Source organism: Nitrosomonas sp. ANs5 (genome assembly GCF_050584665.1).
In the GTDB taxonomy this organism is placed as follows: domain Bacteria; phylum Pseudomonadota; class Gammaproteobacteria; order Burkholderiales; family Nitrosomonadaceae; genus Nitrosomonas.
Window position 1 is genome coordinate 1 of sequence record NZ_JBEUDO010000002.1, and the last position, 19,143, is coordinate 19,143.

Below are 19,143 nucleotides of genomic sequence, written 5' to 3' on the forward strand. Positions count from 1 at the left end.
AGACATATCTTGTCAGTTCCAGCAGGTAGGTGTCCTTCTGGATCAAGATCGCCTTGTAGCGCCCCTGGAACAGGTGCCCCACTATGCCATGGCGGCGATTGAAACGCTGCGTATAGACGCCGTTCAATTGGCGCATGCTTTTGGACAGATTTCCATCGACCGTTTCCACAAGCAGGTGATAGTGGTTGGTCATCTGACAATAGGCATGCACGATCCAGTTGAAGCAAGTGCAGACATCGCCGATAACGGCCAGCCATGCTGCCCTGTCATCATCATCCAGAGAGATGTCCTCGCGCCTGTCGCCTCTCGAAGTTACATGATACAGGACGCCCACAAATTCTAATCGTAGAGGTCTAGCCATGGGCCGAGTGTAGCGCGGAGTGGTGTAAAATGTTGGAAAGTGAGAACTGACCCCGTGGATACGTGGATACCGAGAAACCTGTAAAGAAGTTTCCAGCAGCACGGAAAAACGACTGAGCGATAAAGCGTTGGCCAATTTGCAAAAGCGCTACCGGAATATTTTAACGCGCGCCGAAAAAGAGCTGCCGGTCATTCCCCCCAAACCCAGCGGCAAGCGCGGCAAACTTGCCAAATCTGATGCGCATAATCTCTGGGTAAGACTGAAAACTCATGAAGCGGCTGTACTTCTGTTTGCCAAAGATCCGCATGTCTCGTTTACCAATAATCGGGCAGAGCGGGACTTGAGGATGTCCAAAGTCAAACAAAAGGTCTCGGGCTGTTTCAGAGTCATCGACTATGCGCAGGCCTATTGCCGTATTTCAAGCTATCTGCAGTCCATGGCCAATAGAGGATACAACCCGCTTATCGCCATTCAAATCGCTTTGGCGGGCGAGGCTCATAGGGTATGGGGCGAGTAGTTACGCCGCAAAAAAATCATCAACCTCGCAGTGGCCATACGGCAACGTAAATGGTTTGATGGACTCTGTAAAAAATCCAGTACTTTTACGATTCCCGTCAAATTTACGCCTATTTTTTCACCGTAGAAATTTCTAATGGGAAATCTGGGATGAAGATGGGTTTGCTGTCTATGCCCACGAAAAAACCCGACCCATCCTGCTGCCAGGCCAGTCACTCCAGATTCATGCAGTTAGCATAGTAAGTGACCGTCGCGGGCCAGTCGGAGAAAATGCCGCGGATGCCGACCTGCCTGGCCAGCACATCGAGCAGGATGTACATGTCGCCGTCGCTGCCGATCGCATCAGCAACCGTCTGATAGTACCAGCCGCCACCGGTTTTCAGCGGGCCGGAACGCTCCAATGTCCAGGTGATGATGCCCAGACCGTTAGCTTTTGCGATCCTGGCATATGCCGAGGGCACCATCTCACCAGAAGCGTTCAATGTCACCACCCCCCATAACGGGGGCGCGACGATCTTGATGCCTTCGGCCGCCAGCGAAGGCAGCCTGACGGTTGCGGCCTCCAGATCGGCTTCATCCTGCATCGCTTCCAGAAATACCGCCTGTTTGCCAAACTGCGGCGCGTTGCTGATCCAGTAACGAATATCCTCCAGGGAAAACGATTGCAGGTAAACGTCTTCGGCACGGATACCCGCCGCCTTGTATTCATCGATGATTTTCTGCGCGTAGGCCTGTTGCGTGAAACCGTCGAAGGGCATCGGTACACTGGGCACCTTCAGCTCCGGCGCCATCTTGACGCCCAACGCCCTGAACAGTTCGATACTCTCCGCATGCGTCATCAATGCCGCATCCGTCGCGTATAGATCGGTGCGCCAGCTCGGAGTCGCATCCATATATTCTTCGAGCGTGCTGGCATCCGGATTGCCGGCATCCATTCTGGCGCGAAGCGATTTGAATTCGGTGACGGTGATATCGCTGGTACAGCAACGCACATTCGCAAAGGGTTTGTCGGCGTCATAATCGGGTGGCATCGTGCATTTACCGGCCAGATCGGTTGTGAGGATGTTGGTCGTCGTATGCAGGTCGCACTGCGCATGACGGCAGACCAGTGCCTTATCCTTGGTGAACGTCACATCACATTCGAGTACGCCAGCGCCCATACGCGCGGCCGCCGCATAGGACTGCCGGGTATGCTCCGGGAACTGCAGGGGTGCGCCACGATGGCCAATCGAGAACCCGGTTTGATGAAAAGGCCCTTCGGCGCATTTTTGCAACGCGGTTTTCAGATCCCCTTCGGCCATGCTGTCAACCAGATAATAAGGACGTGGCCCAAGCTGAACGTTGAAGCTCGATGCGGCCAGGAGCGGAGTATCACGGCAGTTTTCGTTACAGTCGGCGGTTGCTACCGGGCGCGGCAGCAGTATTGCGGCCACCATGGCTGCCGCCCATGCTTTGCGAAGGAGATACATTGCGTTTTCCTGAGGACTATTGTGTGATTGCCGAAATCAAAGCTGATATGCAATCATAATCGCTACAGTATGCCAAAGCTATCAAGAACAGTTCGATGTGCGCCGGAAGCATACAAGCACGAAGTGGCCGGCTGCAGCAAGTTGGGCCGCAAAAGCGCAAATCACATTGCAAGCGTCAGCAGGTTCATACCGACAATCGGTACAATCACCAGAGAACACAAAGCTAACAAATCATTACAAGATGCCATGCTTGCACCCTTGACCGGCATCATAAAGACTATGCGTACAACTGCTCCAAAAACGACTAACCGGATCGTACTGCTGGGCGCCAGCAACCTGACGGTGTCATTGCGCCGGATCATCCAGTGCATGCAGCACCACTGCGGCCGGCCCAGCGAGATACTGGCGGCAGCCGGCCACGGGCGCTCCTATGGGCTAAGCAGTCAATTTCTCGGGCGCGAACTACCAGGCATCGCCGCCAGCGAATTATGGGCACAGCTGGATGACTGCAGGATACTGCCCACTTACGCTTTCCTGACGGATATTGGCAATGATATTCTGTATGGCGCAACACCCGCACAAATTCTGGGCTGGGTGGCCTGGTGTATCGAGCATTTACAGCAACAATCCGCCCAGATCATTGTGACAGACTTGCCACTCGCATCCATTGAATCGCTACCAGCATGGCGTTACAAGCTCTTTCGCAACCTGTTTTATCCCTATTGCCGGCTCTCCCTGGATGAGGTACGTGAATGCGCACGGGCGGTTCATCATGGCCTGCTGACGCTGGCGGCACATCAGCCGTTCGTGTTGCAGGCGCAACATCCGGAATGGATAGGCGCGGATGCCATTCATCACGTTTACTGGAAACGCGATGCCTTTTATCAACAGGTTTTCCGGCATCTGCGGGCGTCGCCAGGCACAGCCGGGCTGGATGGATGCAAGCAATCAGTTTCTCAGCGCTGGTTGCATCGGCCAAAATTTGCTTACAAAAAAGTGCTGGGCAGGGAAAAACGCCACCCGCAACCAAGCGGGCTCTTATTCGATGGATCGGTGGTTTCCCTGTATTGACCGCAGGCAGGCATAGTGGAACAGACGGTACAATGTGGCCTTATCGGTTTGCCCGAGACAACGGCAAACACCTCACAGACATGAACGGATCAGCCCTATGAATCGGATTGCAGCAATCGACTGGATGCGTGGCATTGTCATGGTATTGATGGCACTCGATCACGCCTCGATTTTTTTCAATGAAGGACGCGTCGCCAACGACAGCATCGTGACCCATGTAGTCGGCTCAAGCTTCATAACCGAACAATTCTTTACACGCTGGATCACTCACTTGAGTGCACCGACCTTCATTTTCTTGACGGGCACAGCCATGGCATTGAGTTTCGCGCAACGACGGGCAAGAGGCATGGACAGCCGCGCGATCGATCGCGATTTCCTGATCCGCGGCGCATTCATCGCCCTGCTCGATGTCACCGTCTTTTCGCTGATGGCCGGGAAACTGTATCTGCAAGTGCTGTATGCCATCGGTATCGGCATGATGCTGATGGTACCGCTCTCCCGCCTCAGCAGCCGAAGCTTGCTAATCGCCGCACTGGTTCTGCTGTTTGGCGGAGAGGCCTTCACTGTAATGTTCTGGCAGCCACATGGCGATGTGCCCCTGTGGCTCGCACTGACCTTTGCCCCCTGGCTGAGCGAATCGTTTACTGTGCTCTATCCGGCCATTCCCTGGTTCGCCATCATGCTGCTCGGATGGGTATTCGGAGCATGGCTGACGACGGCCGAAGCCAGCGGCCGGGCGGTCGCGGGCGTGCTCCTGGCCAGCAGCCTGATTGCCATCGGTGGTTACTTGCTGGTGCGCGGCTTCAATGACTATGGCAACATGCTGTTGTATCGTGAAGACGATTCGATCATTCAGTGGCTGCATGTCAGCAAATACCCACCCAGCATTGCCTATATCTCGCTGGAGCTGGGGCTGATGGCATTGTTAATGGTGATTATGCTGTGGCTGAAACCACGGGTAGGGGTACGTCGCTATGGTTCCATTCTGGTTTTCGGCCAGACCGCGCTTTTCTTTTATCTGGCCCATTTTGCAGTGCTGGGCATGCTCACCCTGTTCATGGAACGGGCCGGCCTCGGGCAAGCGTATCTCGCCGCCATGATCACGCTGGTATTGCTCTACCCGGTTTGTTGCGGCTATCGTGCCTTGAAATGGCGTTATCCGGACAGCTTGCTGCGTTTTGTTTAAACCCCGGGGTTCCGGATTGCTCACCCTGAAAATGGCATCATTCAGTCCGTGACATTGCCGGTAGCGCGCACATGAAAAAAGAACCGCTACACTTTTTCTCGCAAGATGGGGACTACAAACAATTGCAATCTAATGAGGAATGCGGGCCAATTGCTGCGATTTATGCCAGGAAACTCACTACTCCGGAGGCCGGCAATGGCTCACTGAAATAAAATCCCTGATAAAAATCACACCCCTTTTGCGCCAGATAGTTGGATTGCTCCACTGTTTCCACCCCCTCGGCAATCACTTTTATATCGAGACTATGCGCCATGGCAATGATGGCCGTCACGATCGCATCATCGTTGCTATCGACCATGATTTCATGAATGAATGACTGATCGATCTTCAGAGTACTGATAGGATAGCGCTTCAAGTAATTGAGACTGGAATAGCCCGTTCCAAAATCATCAATCGAAATCTTAAAGCCCATCATACTGAGTTGACGCAGGGTCTCAATCGTTTTTTCAACATTTTCTGTCAGGATACTTTCAGTAATCTCGAGAGTCAGGCAGTCTGCCGCCACGCCTGTTTCGCTCAAAATGCGTGCGATATTTTCAGTGAGCGCCCTGCCCTGCAATTGCTTGATAGAAATATTGATAGCCAATCTTGGTACAACATATCCCTTAGCTTGCCAGTCTTTTATCTGCAAGCATGCTTTCTCCACCACCCACTCACCGATCGGTACGATTAGGCCTGTTTCTTCAGCCAATGCAATAAATATGGATGGCGAAATCCATCCTCTCTCGACATGCTGCCAGCGCAGCAGCACTTCCATACCCACCAGCTTGCCACTGACCATATCCGCAATGGGCTGAAAATACAACATCAAGTCACTGCTTCTCAATGCATGATGCAACTCGATCCCGAGATAATGCCTTTCCATGGCCTTCCGGTCCATTTCCGGCGAAAAAAACTTGTATGTATTCCGCCCGGTGCTCTTGGCATAATACATGGCGATATCGCTGCGCTTCATGAGTGTATCGGCATCGCTCCCGTGTTCGGGAAAGACAGATACACCGACGCTTGCACCTATACTTAATTCCTTTCCATCTATATGGTATGGCTGCGCCAATACTCTCAGTATTTTCTGGATCACAATTTCGACATCCTGATCAGCATGAATCGATGGCAGGATGATGATAAATTCATCCCCTCCCTGCCGGGCAACCGTATCCTCCTCACGGATACTCAGCAATAGCCTTGCTGCAACTTCTTTCAATAGCAAGTCGCCTACACTGTGCCCGAGCGAATCATTGATGACCTTGAAATGATCCAAATCCAGAAACAGGACTGCCATTTTCCTATGGTTGCGCCGACAATGTGCAATTGCCTGAGAAATGCGATCTTGCAACAGAAGCCGGTTAGGCAGGCCCGTCAACACATCATGATTAGCCATATAATTTACCCGTTGCTCGACCTGTTTGCGCTCAAGCCATAGTCGCAAGTCATCCGCAACAAGATCAATAAAATTTTGCTCCTCAGGCAAAAGAAAGGGCATGTCCTTTATATAACATACATGTATCCAGCCCTCGACTTTGTTGTCCAGGACGATCTCTGCCTGCAACTTGCATCGACCAAAGGCATGCTTGCTATACTTTTCAGAAAAGAATTGCTTGTCCCCGTATTCAATAATCGCCACGGCAAATTCAGGAAATTGCATTGACTGCGCCAGATGCCCAGCCACCCGATTGAACAGTGTCTCTACCGAATAGTCTTGTTCCATATCGCGGCGAATTGCATACAAGCCAGTGGTTTCTTTCAACCGTTCATGCAATGCGATTTCTTTTTGTTTACGCGCAGTAATGTCTACCCTGACCGATAAATAGCGGGTAACACTTCCCTGATCATTCTTGAGGGGCACAATGGTAGAATCGACCCAATACAGCTCGCCATCCTTGCGCCGGTTACAAATTTCTCTATGCCAGATATTTCCCCGTGCAATAGTTGCCCACATTTCGACAAAAAAAGCTTTGGGATGCATACCAGAATTGAGGATACGATGATTTTGGCCCAGCAGTTCTTCCCGGTTATATCCACTGACCTGGCAGAACCTATCATTGACTTGTAAAATTCTTCCTCTCCGGTCTGTAACCGAAACCACTGCAAGCTGTCCAATCGCTTCGATATAGCCGCTGAGCTCGCTGTTACTCGTTTGCAAATCCTCATTGAGCAACTGCAACTTCGTTTTCGAGGACATCAATTCCTCATTGGCAAGTTGCAACTCCCTGTTAAGAAACTGCAATTCGTCATTAGTCGATAACAGTTCCTCGTTACTCGATCGAAGCTCTTCCTGCGATGTCAGCATTTCCTCACGAGTAAGCTGAATCTCTTCCCGCGCTGCTTGTAGCTCAGCAACCAAAGATTCGAAGGTCGTATTCTGCAACGGAGCATGCTCCGAACCCCCTGCAGCAATCACGTGACGACCACTTTCCTCACTGACAAGCAGAATATCTCCCTCCCTGTTGACCATAATTGACACAGGAAAATAATCGTTCAATGGCAGAAATCCCTTCACGAGCGATTCAGGGAATCTTGAATGGCGTGTTTTAGGTGCAAACTTGAGCATGCCAGAGAAATCCTTATTGGATAAATTCATGATTGCTAACGGTGCAGCACTGTCAGCCCGGCGGTAAATCTGCAACCTATGCTCAAGTAAAACAAACAGATCTGTCAGGTTATCAATCGCCTCTGCAGTACCCAGCAATAGAATCCCGCCGGGATTGAGGGCGTAATGAAACAAGGGCATGATCTTTTCTTGGAGCTCGCGATCGAAATAAATCAATAAATTTCGACAGGAAAGAATGTCCAGTTTGCAAAAAGGGATATCCGTAATCACATTCTGTGATGCAAAAACCACCATATCGCGGATCTCTTTGCACACCCGGTAGCCATTCGGTACTGGAACAAAAAAGCGACTCAGACGCTCTGGTGACACATCTTGCTCAATTTTGGCTGGATACGAAGCGCGTCGCGCCTTATCGATAACCTCCTGATCCAGGTCGGTCGCAAAAATCTGTAGCGAAAACTGGCCTTCCAATCCTTTTTTCTCAAGCGTTTCTTTGAAGACCATGGCCAATCCATAGGCTTCCTCCCCCGAAGCACATGCGGGCACCCACGCTCGCAACTTCTTTCCAACCGGGTATGCCGCAAACAATTCAGGAAATACTTTGGATTCAAAGTATTCCCAGATTTCCGGGTCGCGAAAGAAATGTGTCACATGAATCAGCAATTCCTTGAGCAACAGATCGATTTCTTGCGGATACTCAGATAGATAACGTATGTAACAGTCGATGGTATTTATCTTGTGTACACGCATACGGCGCTCAATCCGACGGCGCAAGGTACTTTTTTTATATAAAGAGAAATCATTACCCGTTCGTTTCAGCAGCAATGTGATCACTTCACCCAGATGATCGCAGGTTTCGCGCTCATCAACCGTTCCAACGGGATGAGCCTTAAGGATTGGCTCAAGTAGTTCGATGATCTTGCTTGGCAATACCTCCACTGGTGCAATAATATCGACCACACCCTGATCAATGGCGCTGCGCGGCATACTATCGAATTTCGCACTGTCGGGCGCCTGCGCCAGCGTCATCCCTGCTGCTTTCTTAATAGCAGCCAAACCCTGTGTGCCGTCATAACCAGTACCCGAAAGCACGACACCTATTGCACACTCACGCCGATCCTCCGCCAGCGCTCCAAAGAAAAAATCGACAGGTCGTGGTGCTTTGTTTTTGTCCGTGTTCACCGACTCAAGCAAGTACAGCACTCCATGCAGAATGCTTACAAACTTACCGGGAGGTGCAACATAGACACAACTCGGTTTCACTTTAATCTGATTCTCCGCCCAGGAAACCTTGAGTGCTGTCATGCGTTGAAGCAGTTCGGGCAGCATACTTTTATGGACTGGATCAAGATGCTGCACAACGACAAAAGCCATATCATTATCGGATGGCATATGCTCAAAAAAGCACTCCAATGCTTCCAGCCCACCGGCAGAAACGCCAATGCCAACAATCGGGGGCGTCATGTGCTGTAAACTTTTTAACTGATCAGAAGAATCACCTGAAACAGATGGATAACAGGAAACGGGAGGAGACAGTTCCGATTGCGATTGGGTTGTTGGGGCCTTACTTGATAAACCTCGTGCGCGCTTAGCCATAACTGAATATATCCCCTTTGAAATTAGGGCACCTCTAAAAATCCATATTTCGTCACAATACGTCGTTGTTCACAAAAAATGTCTCCTTACACATCCATCATATGCTGCGTCAACATTTTTTGTTCTCGCCACGTCTTGTTTAAAACTCTGAATTTTTAGAGGTGCCCATTAGTATTCATAAGTCATTGCTTCGCGCAACATTACCCGGCTCATGGTACCGCATGAAAATAGCAGACTTTTTGTTTTCATAACAAGTGTTGGATTGTCTGTGTTATTCATGCAACGTGCGCGAAGTGCCTGCTGCCATTTCCTCAGCCAGCCATCTGGAAACGGCACACCCCCCGCAAGGGGCCCATTATGCTTGATATAATTCTCTCATTGGGGCCGAATAACCATAAAAATTTGCTCTGTTTCTTTCAATAGACACACTATAAACGCATGATCCTGCGGACTATTTTCATGTTTTCGGTCGACCATAAAATACACGTCGAGTAACCGTTACGATGGCATACGGCACTAACAATGCATACTCGGACAGCCTCCTCGGCGAACAAGTGAGAGGCTCTGCTACAATCGGTTATCCATTTTCATTCTACAACGGAGGCCCTTCATGCCAAGATCGCAATTGACGACCATCGTCCTGTTAATCTTGCTGGTCGCGGCAGCGCGCCTGCTGCCACATCCCATGAATATCACACCAGTGGGTGCGCTCGGACTGTTTGCCGGCGCCATGCTGCCCGCACGCATCATGTGGCTGCTACCGATTGGTGCGTTGCTGCTCGGCGACAGCCTGATCGGCTTCTATGCTCTGCCGATATTGCTCATGGTCTACCTGGGATTTGCCGCTAGCGCATTGATCGGCCGGGCCTTGCTTGCCCATCGCCGCACGCCCTGCCGGCTGGGTGCCGCTGTCCTCGCTTCCGCCTCGGTTTTCTTTTTATTGTCGAACTTTGGCGCCTGGCTGGTGCTTTACCCGCCTACACTGGCAGGCTTGCTCCAGTGTTATGTCAATGCGCTGCCATTTTTTGGCAACAGCCTGCTTGGCGATACTTTCTATACGTTGCTGATGTTTGGCGGCTACGAATGGATCAGCCGCCATCAGGACTCGTGGCGTTATGCCTGAACGCGTGGCGCTGGCCTGGAGCAGCGGCAAGGATTCGGCCTGGACATTGCATCGGCTGCAGCAGGATCCACAGTATGAAGTCGTGGTTCTGTTAACCACCCTGGACACTGCAGGCAATTGCGTCACCTCGCATGGCGTCGCGGCGCAGTTGCTGGCACGCCAGGCAACAGCCGTCGGTCTGCCGCTGCATCGCGTTTCACTGCCTTGGCCCCGCCCCAATCAGGTTTATGAAGATGCCATGGCGGCCGCCTGCGCACAGTTGATCGATGATTTCCAGGTCACGCATCTCGCGTTTGGCGATCTACTGCTCGAAGATGTGCGCGCCTACCGGGAACGGATACTGCAAGGGAGCGGACTGTGCCCGCTGTTCCCGCTCTGGGGCAGCCACACCGCCGCGCTGGCACGGGAAATGGTCGATGGCGGCCTGCAGGCCCGGCTGAGCAGCGTCGATCTGGGCAGGCTGCCCGCGCATCTGGCCGGATGCCGTTTCGATCATGATCTGCTCGATGCCTTGCCTGCCCATATCGACCCCTGCGGGGAAAACGGCGAATTCCATACCTTTGTCAGTGCTGCGCCACCGTTCAAGGACGAACTCAATGTCACTGTCAGCGCGGTGGTGGCACGCAACGGATTTGCCTACGCTCAGCTGAACGCGGCCGACAATGATCCAGGCGACATCACTGATACCGACTGAAATCAGCTCGATGCCTGCCAAGCTCAGTCCAGGCGAACCCGGCTCGTTTGCCGCCTTCACGCTTGAACGACGCATGCCAGCCATATTGGCCGGTCTGCAGGCGCATGCCGATACGTCCACCCGCCAGGCACTGCACCAGCTGGCGGCGGAAATTCCGCAGGGAAGCATCACGCCATTACCTGCAGCCATTTTCGGTGAACTGGGCCAGTCTATCGCACCCCATTGCGGGCTGCGGTGGCACGAAGCACCTTTCCTGGATGTCGAACTCTACTTCTATGCACGCATACTGCTCGCTTTTGGCTATACACCGGCAATAGCTGCCGATCCCTTTGCAGCGGTCAAGTTCAGGGCCACGCAGCAGGCGATCGCATGGCTTGCCGGAACACCTTGTTACAGCGATCCCGCGCGCAGCATCACAGCCATCATTCGCTGGGCAGTAACGAGTAACTCGGCTGATCTCAGCCAACTGACTACCGCTGACCAGAATCAAATCTCGCTACTTGTGGATGACAGCCAGGCAGTCGCTGACCTGTTGCATGCCGCGCCCCAGCGAATCGACTTCGTACTCGACAACGCCGGCCTGGATGTGCTGGCGGATTTACTGCTGATCCGTGCGCTCTGCAGGAAGGGTTTACGGGTGGCGGCACATGTTCGCCCCTATCCGATGTTCGTTTCGGATCTCACGCTGTCCGATCTCGAACACTTGCTGGCAACTTTGGCGGGCAACCCGGTTTCATCGATACAGCAACTGGGAGAAGAATCGATCGCTGCCATCCAGTCCGGTCAGCTGACCATTCACGTCAGTCCCGCGTTGGGCCTGCCGATCTGTTTTTGCGAGGACCGCGCACGCACTGCCGCCACATTCGGCGATGCCGATCTGGTGATCTTCAAGGGAGATTTGAATTATCGCTATTTTGTCGGCGATCGCCATTGGCCGCATACCACTGCCAAGCAGCGGTTTGCAGAGCGTTTCGGCCGGCCGGCCATCGCCTTGCGCTCGCTCAAATCGGAAGTGCTGGTGGGCCTTTCCGTTGAGACCCAGGCGCAAACCGGTCAACTGGAACCCGCCTGGTTGACCAATGGCCACCATGGCATCATTCAGGTTTTTAGCGGCAACTGCCTATAGCTTTCCTTGCTGAAACCGAAAGCGTACAGCGCCACAGCATCAGACATACGCCAACCCCGTCTGCGACAATCCCACCAGATCGATGTTGGTCTCATTGAGTGCCGTGGCCGCAGCCATGACACCGAGTGATGCAACGCTATACTCACCGGCTTCCAGCAAGCCCACATAGTGCGCCTGTTCCGTCGCGGCAGGCGCCACGCCGACCACGTTCTGGTAGAGCAAGTCGACCACGGCCGTATGACTGGCCGCCTCCGCGCCAAGTGCGGCATCGATCGCCAGTTGCATCAGCGCCTCATAGTGCATGCCGTTATCCAGCAGGCCCAGCCCGATGCCGACCAGCGCCTGGTCCGATACGGCCTCCTGACCGAATACCGCGCCGGCTATCCTGGCTGTGATGCCCGCATGACCATCCAGATCCAGCGCCAATGACAAATCGGAAAACTGGACGCGTTCGATATCGATCAGTATATCCGTGCTGATGGGGCCGCTCTGTTTGTGCGTGACGGTCCAGGCGCCATCAAAACGGCTGTCGATGTCGTAATCCGCAACAGGATCGCTGTACAGGGCAGTGTCGATGCCGCCCTTGCCGTTCAGAACGGCGTTTCCGCCGTAGCTGCTCAGGACGTCTCGCCCCGGCCCACCCTCGATCACGACAAATTGACCGCGATTGACAGAGAAAGGGGTTTCATAGCCCTCGAAATGGGTCATGTAATCATAGGCAGTGGTGCCGAACCCGTCCCCCGGGCTGGTGACCGCGCCTGACTGCAGGAATGACCGCAGCCCACCGGTGCCCAGCAGGTGCGAGGCCGCCAGCATGCCGGAAATCGTGATCGGCACACCGTTGAGAATCTGGCCGTCATACTTGGCAAGATCATTGTGCTCTATCCTTCTCCATAAAACCTCATGCCACTCTTCTATGATGATTTCCTGTACTGGCCCGTTGTTGAGATAATCCTGCTTGCTGTGGATGCCGTTCTTACCCGACCAGTTGCCGACCCAGTCGTTTCGGAACAGATTGGGATCGCTGTTATCGATGGCATAGTAGCCCAGGTCATGCAGCGCTGCTTCCCCGAACTGATACTTGCCGATGAAACCGAACGGATTCTCGATGGCATATCTACTGGATGATTCCCTGAAGCCGAGCGCGTCAAAATAATCCTGGTAAGTTCTAGTCACAATGGTCCTCCGGTGATGGCAACCGCAGCGTCTCGCCGGTCTGCGCCAAGTCACCCTCCTGCCATCGGTATAGGGTGTATTGCTCGGCCCTGATCAGGCTGATGCCGTCCATCTGCCTGATGGCGAGATGACGATAGCCATCGGGCTGATGGTTCAGTAGCAGGATATCGTCGGAGCTGCTATGCACGGTTTGATACTCGAGTTTATGCTTGCTCGGATTGAACGCAAAAATAATTAGATGACAACCGCCCCGTCCGCACATGCCCCGGCCGGACAGATAAAGCAAAAGCTCTTTCCAGCCATCGCCATTCAGATCGTACCGGGCAATGCTGGCCTCGGGCGGTTCCGATGCAAATTTTTCATTGGCCTCGCGCCAGCTTGAGGCAATGATTGCTGGCACGCTCTGATCATTCAGCAAAGTGCTGGCCAGCGAGTGACTCGCTTTCTCGAATCTCAATTTGACCGGACAAATGTCTTCCGCAAACACCATGGCAGCCTGGGTGGCGATGACAAGCAAAAGACAGAGAGTTGATATTTTGAACATAAGAGTCGATCCCGGTTGCTGGACAGGCAGAGCGCCTCAGAAACCGCCAGCGGCAAAGCGGCATGTGGGATCCATTGTACTCAAATGGAATCGTGCAGGAAACCCATCCTGGATGCTGCGGTACGGTGCATGAATGCACCCTACGGTAACCTACCCTGCCGATCATTACCGGGTGCGCTTGCGCACCGCGATGCCTTGTAAGCCTAGGAGGCTATCCGAGACACACCCTGGCATTAGAATTAGATCACGTTAAACAACGACAGATTGGCGATGCGGGCAAAGGATTGCTGGGCGGCTTCCAGTTGAGTCTGCCGGCGCATCAGGTCGGAGATGGCCTGGGCATAATCGAGATCCTCCAATTGCGAGAGCGACTGCTGGTACTGGAGCGTGACCGCCGAACCGGTCTGTTGAAGGGCGTCGATCTCCTGCAAACGTGTGCCAGCGGCAGCGCGCGCACTCAGGACATTATCGAGCGCATGCCCCAGGTTTTGCATGGTGTTCTGCAATACATTGCTTAGCCGCGCGTTTCCGGGGCCACTGGCCGGTGTTTCCAGGACGTTGATAAAATTTTGCATGGTTTGGAACAAGCTTTCGTGGCCGCTTGGTTCGATGTGAAACTGATCACCATCGGCTGGCATGCCTTTAATCTCAAATTGCAAACCGTCGAAAGCGATAACATCCCCGCTGGCGAAAGAATTACCAGCTAAAAGAACGATGCCTGTCGAAACATTGGTAATATCGTAACTTGCTACACCTCCAACAACACTGAAATCAATCTGGTATTCATCCCCCGTCAAGCCAGCCGGTGAAGTGACCGCACCCGGACCGATCACGCCACTGCCGCTGTTGCCTGCATCAGCCGAAGTAACGAATACGCCATTACCGTTACGGATACGTTCGAACACCGCCTGCCCAGTTTCGCCAACGGCAATCTGGCGCGAGCTGCTCACCTGCACCAGGCGCTGGCCCTGATCGCCCGCATATTGCACACCCGCCGCTGTTTGCACAAACGGCTGGTTTTTGCTCTGGAAACCAGCAAACAGAAAATTGGCTTCGCTGTCGGCGCTATTGGCCAGTCCCAACAGCTCCTCAAAGCGCCCACGCAACTCGATTGCGATGCTGGCCCGGTCGCTGTCGGACAGTGCTGCATTGCCTGCAGTGACGGCCAGGGACTGCACATGCTGAATCAGATCGGTGACTCCTGCCAGCGTATGGTCCAGCAACTTGAGGCTGTCCGCTGCCTGGCCACGGTTGCCGGCATACTGGGTATTGATCGAGATCGCCTGCGACAATTCATGCGCGCGGGCGGAGCCAATCGGGTCATCTGCCGGCGTCAGGATGCGTTTACCGGTCGAAATTTGCTGCTGGGTTTTGAACAGCGCATGCTGTTGCTGCAACATGGATTTGACACCCTGGTCGTAAAGTGTATTCGTGCTCACGCGCATGATGGACTCCTCGTATCACTAATGATGGATCAAATTCTGAGCAATGTATCAAACAGCGAGTTGCTGATTTCGATGACCTTGCTGGCTGCCTGGAATGCCTGTTGGTAGCGCAACAGGTTGGCGGCTTCCTCTTCCAGATTGACGCCCGACAGCGACTGTATCGACTGATCGACCTGGGCGAGCATGTTGGTCTGCGCCCGGTTCATCACTTCCAGTTCGCGCGTCTTGCTGCCGACCTGGCTGACCAGGCTGGCGTAAGTGGATTGAAACGAAGCGGTTTCGTTCAATAGGCTGTTTTGTGTCTGCAGTCCGGCCAGCAACAACGCATTGCGGTTATCCGCGACACCATTGGTGTTGGCGCGAATGACAAAAGTATCGCCGGCCGCCGGCTCGCCGTCGATTTGCACGGTCCAGCCGTTGAAGCTGATGTCTTCACCGGATTTGTAAGTCTGGTCGTCGGCCGGCAAGCCGTCTCCGGTCAAATTGAATATACCGGGTGATTGAAAGGTGATAGTGACAGTTTCCTGCAAATTGAGATCAAGCGGCAAGGGGTCAACCCGACCTGCGCTGATAGTGGCTGTGCCGGCATTGGCGATGTCTGCCTCGGTCCGGATCGGCGCCGCGGCAGCAATCCGGGCAGGATCCTGGATGGCAACACCGATCCCCTGTGCAGCCTGGCGGGTCGGCTGGATGAGAAAATGTTCATCCGCATTCATACTGGCAGCGGTGATGCTCAGGCCGTCCAGCGTCAGAGGTGTGGCCACACCCGGAGCGACTGCCGTACTGACCGAGAAATTATCCGACAAGCGGGTCAGGGTATAGTTAGTGTCATCGAATTCGAAGCGATAATCGCTGGCGGTCAGGTCGCCAACATTGCTGACAGCAACCGTCACGCTGGAAGCCGGGTCATTGCCGCTGGCCGCTTGCACGCCGGGTTCAGGGATGTGAAAGAAATCACCGCCCAGAAAACCATGCAAATCCTGCCCCAGGCGATGCTGATCATTGAAGGTCTGCGCCAGTCCCAGGGCGATCAGGCCCAGGGTATTCTGGGTGGTATCGAGCGTTTCTTCACGAAAAGCGAACAGGCCGCCCAGGCTGCCACCCTGCAACTGATGCTCAGGCAGCAATATGGTCTTGTTGCCCATATCGAGGGCGACAGTCAGACGCTGTGCATCATCCGGTGCGACCACGGTTTTGAGAGTCATGGTCCGGTCACCCACCACCAGCGCCTGACCGCTACCTACGAATACATTGTAATGTCCGTTGTCCTGCCGGACGACATCCACCTTGATGAACTGGCTGAGTTCACGCAGCAGAAGATCGCGTTGATCGCGCAGATCGTTGGCCGGCTGCCCGCCCGCCACGCCTTCGGCAGTCTGGATATTGATATTCAATTTGGCAATCTGCGTGGCGAGCACGTTGATTTCCTCCACGTTGCTGGTCAGCTGCTTGTTCACACCATCGCGCATCTCCGAGAAATGCTGGTCCATTTCCTGCAGGCGGCCGACCAGGATTTGCGCATGGCTCAGCAACGCTTGGCGCGAAGGGATTGAAGTCGGATTGGTTGCCACGTCCTGGGCCGCGCTGAAGAAATTCTGCATGGCCGGGGACAGGCCAGACGATGTGTCGGCCAGCAAATTATCGATTTGCTTGATTTCGTTGTAATAGCTGCTCAATTGACTGCTTTGCGTCTGCACCTGCAGCGCCTGGCTGGTCAGAAACTGGCTGTAAATACGCTGGACGGTTGTCACCTGCACGCCCTGGCCGACAAAACCGCTGCTTCTGGGTAAAGGATTATTGGTATTTTGCACGATCTGCTGGCGATTGTAGCCAGGCGTATTGGCATTACTGATGTTATGGCTGGCGGTCAGCAATCCGGATTGTGCACTACGCAAGCCGGAGATGCCGATATTCTGAATACTGCTCATTGTTTCACTCCTAGATTAGATGGCGCTTACGATATTGCTTACGGCAAAAGCCGGACAAAATTGAAGCAATCGGTTGTGTTGCTGACTATGGCCCGGTGAGCAAATGCATCCTTGCACCCCCATTCGATCATCCCAATTTATCCCACAAAGCATTATCTATATGCCTAATGCATCATTTTGAATTATTTTAATTAACTTATCGGCATAATTAGGATCGGTCGCGTAGCCGGCCTGCTGCAATCCCCAAGCAAAGGCGGTTGCGCTGCGGCTTTTCAGCACGCCCGCGTAGCGTGGTTGGGTTTGCAGTAAATGCGCATAGTCACGAAAAGCTTCTTCGTAGGAAGCATAGGCACGGAAGGCTTCCTTGATCTTTTGCGGACGGCCATCGATATACTCGGTCGTAACGGTCTCGACAACGCCGCCCTGCCAGTTCTTGCCTGCCTTAATACCAAACAGATTGAAGCTTGGGCGGCCATCGGCATGCTGGATCTGACGCTTGCCCCAGCCGCTCTCAAGCGCTGCCTGGGCAATCATGAAGCGTTCGGGAATGCCGGTTTCACGCGCCACCCGGCGGGCGTGCGGCAGCATCTCACTGACGAAGGCATGGGGCTGGCTGACAGCCGGGTGGGCAGCAGTGGCTTGATTCGAAGTATTGGAATCAAATGGCGCTGCCAAAGATGCGGGCGATGCGGTGGAAAAAGTCGGCCGGGCAATCGATTGCGCGGGATTGTGCCACAGCTGACTCGGCAGATCCTTGAAATGGTCCTGTGCGAGCGTGACCAGCGGCACCGGATCATCCTGCCTGCCACCAGCAATCGACGCCAGCAATGACGTCGCGCCGTCTATGGCGGTATCCGGCTGGTCTGCCGCATCCATCACTTGATCGAGCTGCTGTACGATCAGATCCGCCAGGCCGATACCCTGCCCGGCAAGATTCTGGGCCAATTGCTGATCAAGCATTTGGGTATAGAAACGCGACTGCTCGTTATCGAATAGCCCCTGTTGGGGCGATGCGTCACGCATGCTTTTAAGCATCATGTTGACGAATAACGCTTCGAATTGACGGGCGGCCTGCCGCAGACCGGCCTGCGGATCGTGCCGGGCCTGATTGCGCAGTTTGTCGATATGCTGGCTATCGATCGCCAGCTGGCCGGAAAGATCATATGCATTCATAGGGGCTGCCGATTAAATGATTTCCAGCTCGGCGCGCAGCGAACCTGCAGCCTTGAGCGCCTGCAGGATCGCCAGCAGATCCTGTGGTGTGGCGCCGATCGAATTGAGCGCATTCACGACATCGGCCAGCTTGGCCGAACCTGGCAGCAGCATCAGATTGCCTTCATCCGACCGAATCTCGACTTGCGACTGCGCCGCGACCACCGTCTCGCCACGCTCCGCAAACGGCCCGGGCTGGCTGATGATCGGCTGGGTTGTAATGATGACCGATAGATTGCCATGCGCAACCGCACTGGTATCAAGTGTGACCGCCTGATTCATCACGACCGAGCCAGTCCGCGCATTGATGATGACCTTGGCCGCGCCCTGAGAGGGTGTGATATCCAGACTTTCGATTTGCGACAGAAAGGTGACACGCTGGTCATTGTCCAGAGGTGCCCGGATCTGTACGACGCGGCCATCGATGGCTTGCGCCGTACCCGCCGAGAAGCGGTAATTGATGGTTTCAACAATACGCCGGGCTGTCGTGAAATCCGCATCACGCAGCTCGAGATGAATATATTCCCCCTGCCCGAGCGCAGTCGGGACGGCCCGTTCGACAATTGCGCCGGCGCTGATCCGGCCAGCACCCAGATGATTGATCTGAATACTGCTGCCGGCCGCACCCGCGCCTGCGCCACCAATCACCAGGCTGCCCTGGGCGATGGCGTACACCTGATTATCGATCCCTTTCAGCGGCGTCATCAGCAGCGTACCGCCACGCAGACTTTTGGCGTTGCCCATTGAGGAGACCGTGACGTCGATCTGCTGTCCCGGTTTGGCAAATGCCGGCAGGGTGGCGATGACCATCACCGCCGCCACGTTACGCAACTGCATATTGATACCGGGCGGCAGATTCAGACCCAACTGCCCCAGCATGCTGAGTATGCTTTGCACCGTGAAGGGGGTTTGCTGAGTCATATCGCCGGTGCCATCCAGGCCGACCACCAGGCCGTAGCCAATCAACTGATTGTTGCGCACGCCCTGAATGCTGGCCAGATCCTTGATGCGCTCGGCCACAACCGAGCCGGGGATGAGCAGGCCAATCAGCAAAGCGGCTCGCAATATGGAGTGAAGTAATTTCATGA

Annotated in this window: 15 protein-coding genes; 6 read left to right on the forward strand and 9 right to left on the reverse strand. The window is 54.0% G+C overall.

The genetic code is table 11. The features are described from left to right. On the reverse strand, window positions 1-334 hold a 334-nt coding region (locus tag ABTW62_RS00630), incomplete at its 3' end, for a transposase (RefSeq protein ID WP_430902640.1). Between the two features lie 139 nt (window positions 335-473). Between ABTW62_RS00630 and ABTW62_RS00635 the strand changes: the two genes are divergently transcribed. Beyond that, complete coding sequence (locus ABTW62_RS00635; RefSeq protein ID WP_430902755.1) at window positions 474-878, forward strand: IS66 family transposase; 405 nt, start codon at window positions 474-476, stop codon at window positions 876-878. 211 nt (window positions 879-1,089) lie between these two features. Here ABTW62_RS00635 and ABTW62_RS00640 read toward each other — a convergent pair whose 3' ends face one another. Continuing rightward, window positions 1,090-2,346, reverse strand: a complete 1,257-nt coding sequence (locus ABTW62_RS00640; protein WP_430902641.1) for a glycerophosphodiester phosphodiesterase family protein — start codon at window positions 2,344-2,346, stop codon at window positions 1,090-1,092. Window positions 2,347-2,625: 279 nt separating this feature from the next. Between ABTW62_RS00640 and ABTW62_RS00645 the strand changes: the two genes are divergently transcribed. After that, entirely contained in the window at window positions 2,626-3,417 is a 792-nt protein-coding gene (locus tag ABTW62_RS00645) for a hypothetical protein (RefSeq protein ID WP_430902642.1), read from the forward strand. Window positions 3,418-3,514: 97 nt separating this feature from the next. Further along, window positions 3,515-4,603: a DUF1624 domain-containing protein gene (locus ABTW62_RS00650; RefSeq protein ID WP_430902643.1), complete on the forward strand. Its 1,089-nt coding sequence runs from the start codon at window positions 3,515-3,517 to the stop codon at window positions 4,601-4,603. A 160-nt stretch (window positions 4,604-4,763) separates the two neighbouring features. On the opposite strand, the gene ABTW62_RS00655 is transcribed toward ABTW62_RS00650, so the two are convergent. Next, entirely contained in the window at window positions 4,764-8,675 is a 3,912-nt protein-coding gene (locus tag ABTW62_RS00655) for an EAL domain-containing protein (protein WP_430902644.1), read from the reverse strand. A 742-nt stretch (window positions 8,676-9,417) separates the two neighbouring features. Between ABTW62_RS00655 and ABTW62_RS00660 the strand changes: the two genes are divergently transcribed. From ABTW62_RS00660 to ABTW62_RS00670, 3 genes are read left to right on the forward strand one after another with little or no spacing between them, the layout of a single operon-like run. Continuing rightward, on the forward strand, window positions 9,418-9,930 hold the full coding sequence (locus ABTW62_RS00660; RefSeq protein WP_430902645.1) for a DUF6580 family putative transport protein: 513 nt from the start codon (window positions 9,418-9,420) through the stop codon (window positions 9,928-9,930). Continuing rightward, a complete protein-coding gene (locus ABTW62_RS00665; RefSeq protein ID WP_430902646.1) occupies window positions 9,923-10,624 on the forward strand; it encodes an ATP-binding protein in 702 nt (233 codons plus the stop codon). The genes ABTW62_RS00660 and ABTW62_RS00665 overlap by 8 nt, the downstream gene beginning before the upstream one ends. Continuing rightward, a complete protein-coding gene (locus ABTW62_RS00670; RefSeq protein WP_430902647.1) occupies window positions 10,593-11,750 on the forward strand; it encodes a damage-control phosphatase ARMT1 family protein in 1,158 nt (385 codons plus the stop codon). Before ABTW62_RS00665 ends, ABTW62_RS00670 begins: the two co-directional genes overlap by 32 nt. 39 nt (window positions 11,751-11,789) lie before the next feature. On the opposite strand, the gene ABTW62_RS00675 is transcribed toward ABTW62_RS00670, so the two are convergent. The 6 genes from ABTW62_RS00675 to ABTW62_RS00700 all read right to left on the reverse strand — a co-directional run bounded on the left by ABTW62_RS00675 (window position 11,790) and on the right by ABTW62_RS00700 (window position 19,141). Next, window positions 11,790-12,926 carry a hypothetical protein gene (locus tag ABTW62_RS00675; protein ID WP_430902649.1) on the reverse strand — a complete coding sequence of 379 codons (1,137 nt, stop codon included), beginning with the start codon at window positions 12,924-12,926 and terminating at the stop codon, window positions 11,790-11,792. Further along, entirely contained in the window at window positions 12,919-13,470 is a 552-nt protein-coding gene (locus ABTW62_RS00680; protein ID WP_430902650.1) for a hypothetical protein, read from the reverse strand. The genes ABTW62_RS00675 and ABTW62_RS00680 overlap by 8 nt, the downstream gene beginning before the upstream one ends. A gap of 239 nt (window positions 13,471-13,709) precedes the next feature. Beyond that, window positions 13,710-14,915, reverse strand: a complete 1,206-nt coding sequence (gene flgL, locus ABTW62_RS00685) for a flagellar hook-associated protein FlgL (RefSeq protein WP_430902651.1) — start codon at window positions 14,913-14,915, stop codon at window positions 13,710-13,712. 29 nt (window positions 14,916-14,944) lie between these two features. Then, window positions 14,945-16,843, reverse strand: coding sequence for a flagellar hook-associated protein FlgK (gene flgK, locus ABTW62_RS00690; RefSeq protein ID WP_430902652.1), 1,899 nt, complete (start codon window positions 16,841-16,843; stop codon window positions 14,945-14,947). 156 nt (window positions 16,844-16,999) lie between these two features. After that, entirely contained in the window at window positions 17,000-18,016 is a 1,017-nt protein-coding gene (gene flgJ, locus ABTW62_RS00695; protein ID WP_430902653.1) for a flagellar assembly peptidoglycan hydrolase FlgJ, read from the reverse strand. Between the two features lie 12 nt (window positions 18,017-18,028). Then, on the reverse strand, window positions 18,029-19,141 hold the full coding sequence (locus ABTW62_RS00700) for a flagellar basal body P-ring protein FlgI (protein WP_430902654.1): 1,113 nt from the start codon (window positions 19,139-19,141) through the stop codon (window positions 18,029-18,031). Window positions 19,142-19,143 lie beyond the last annotated feature (2 nt).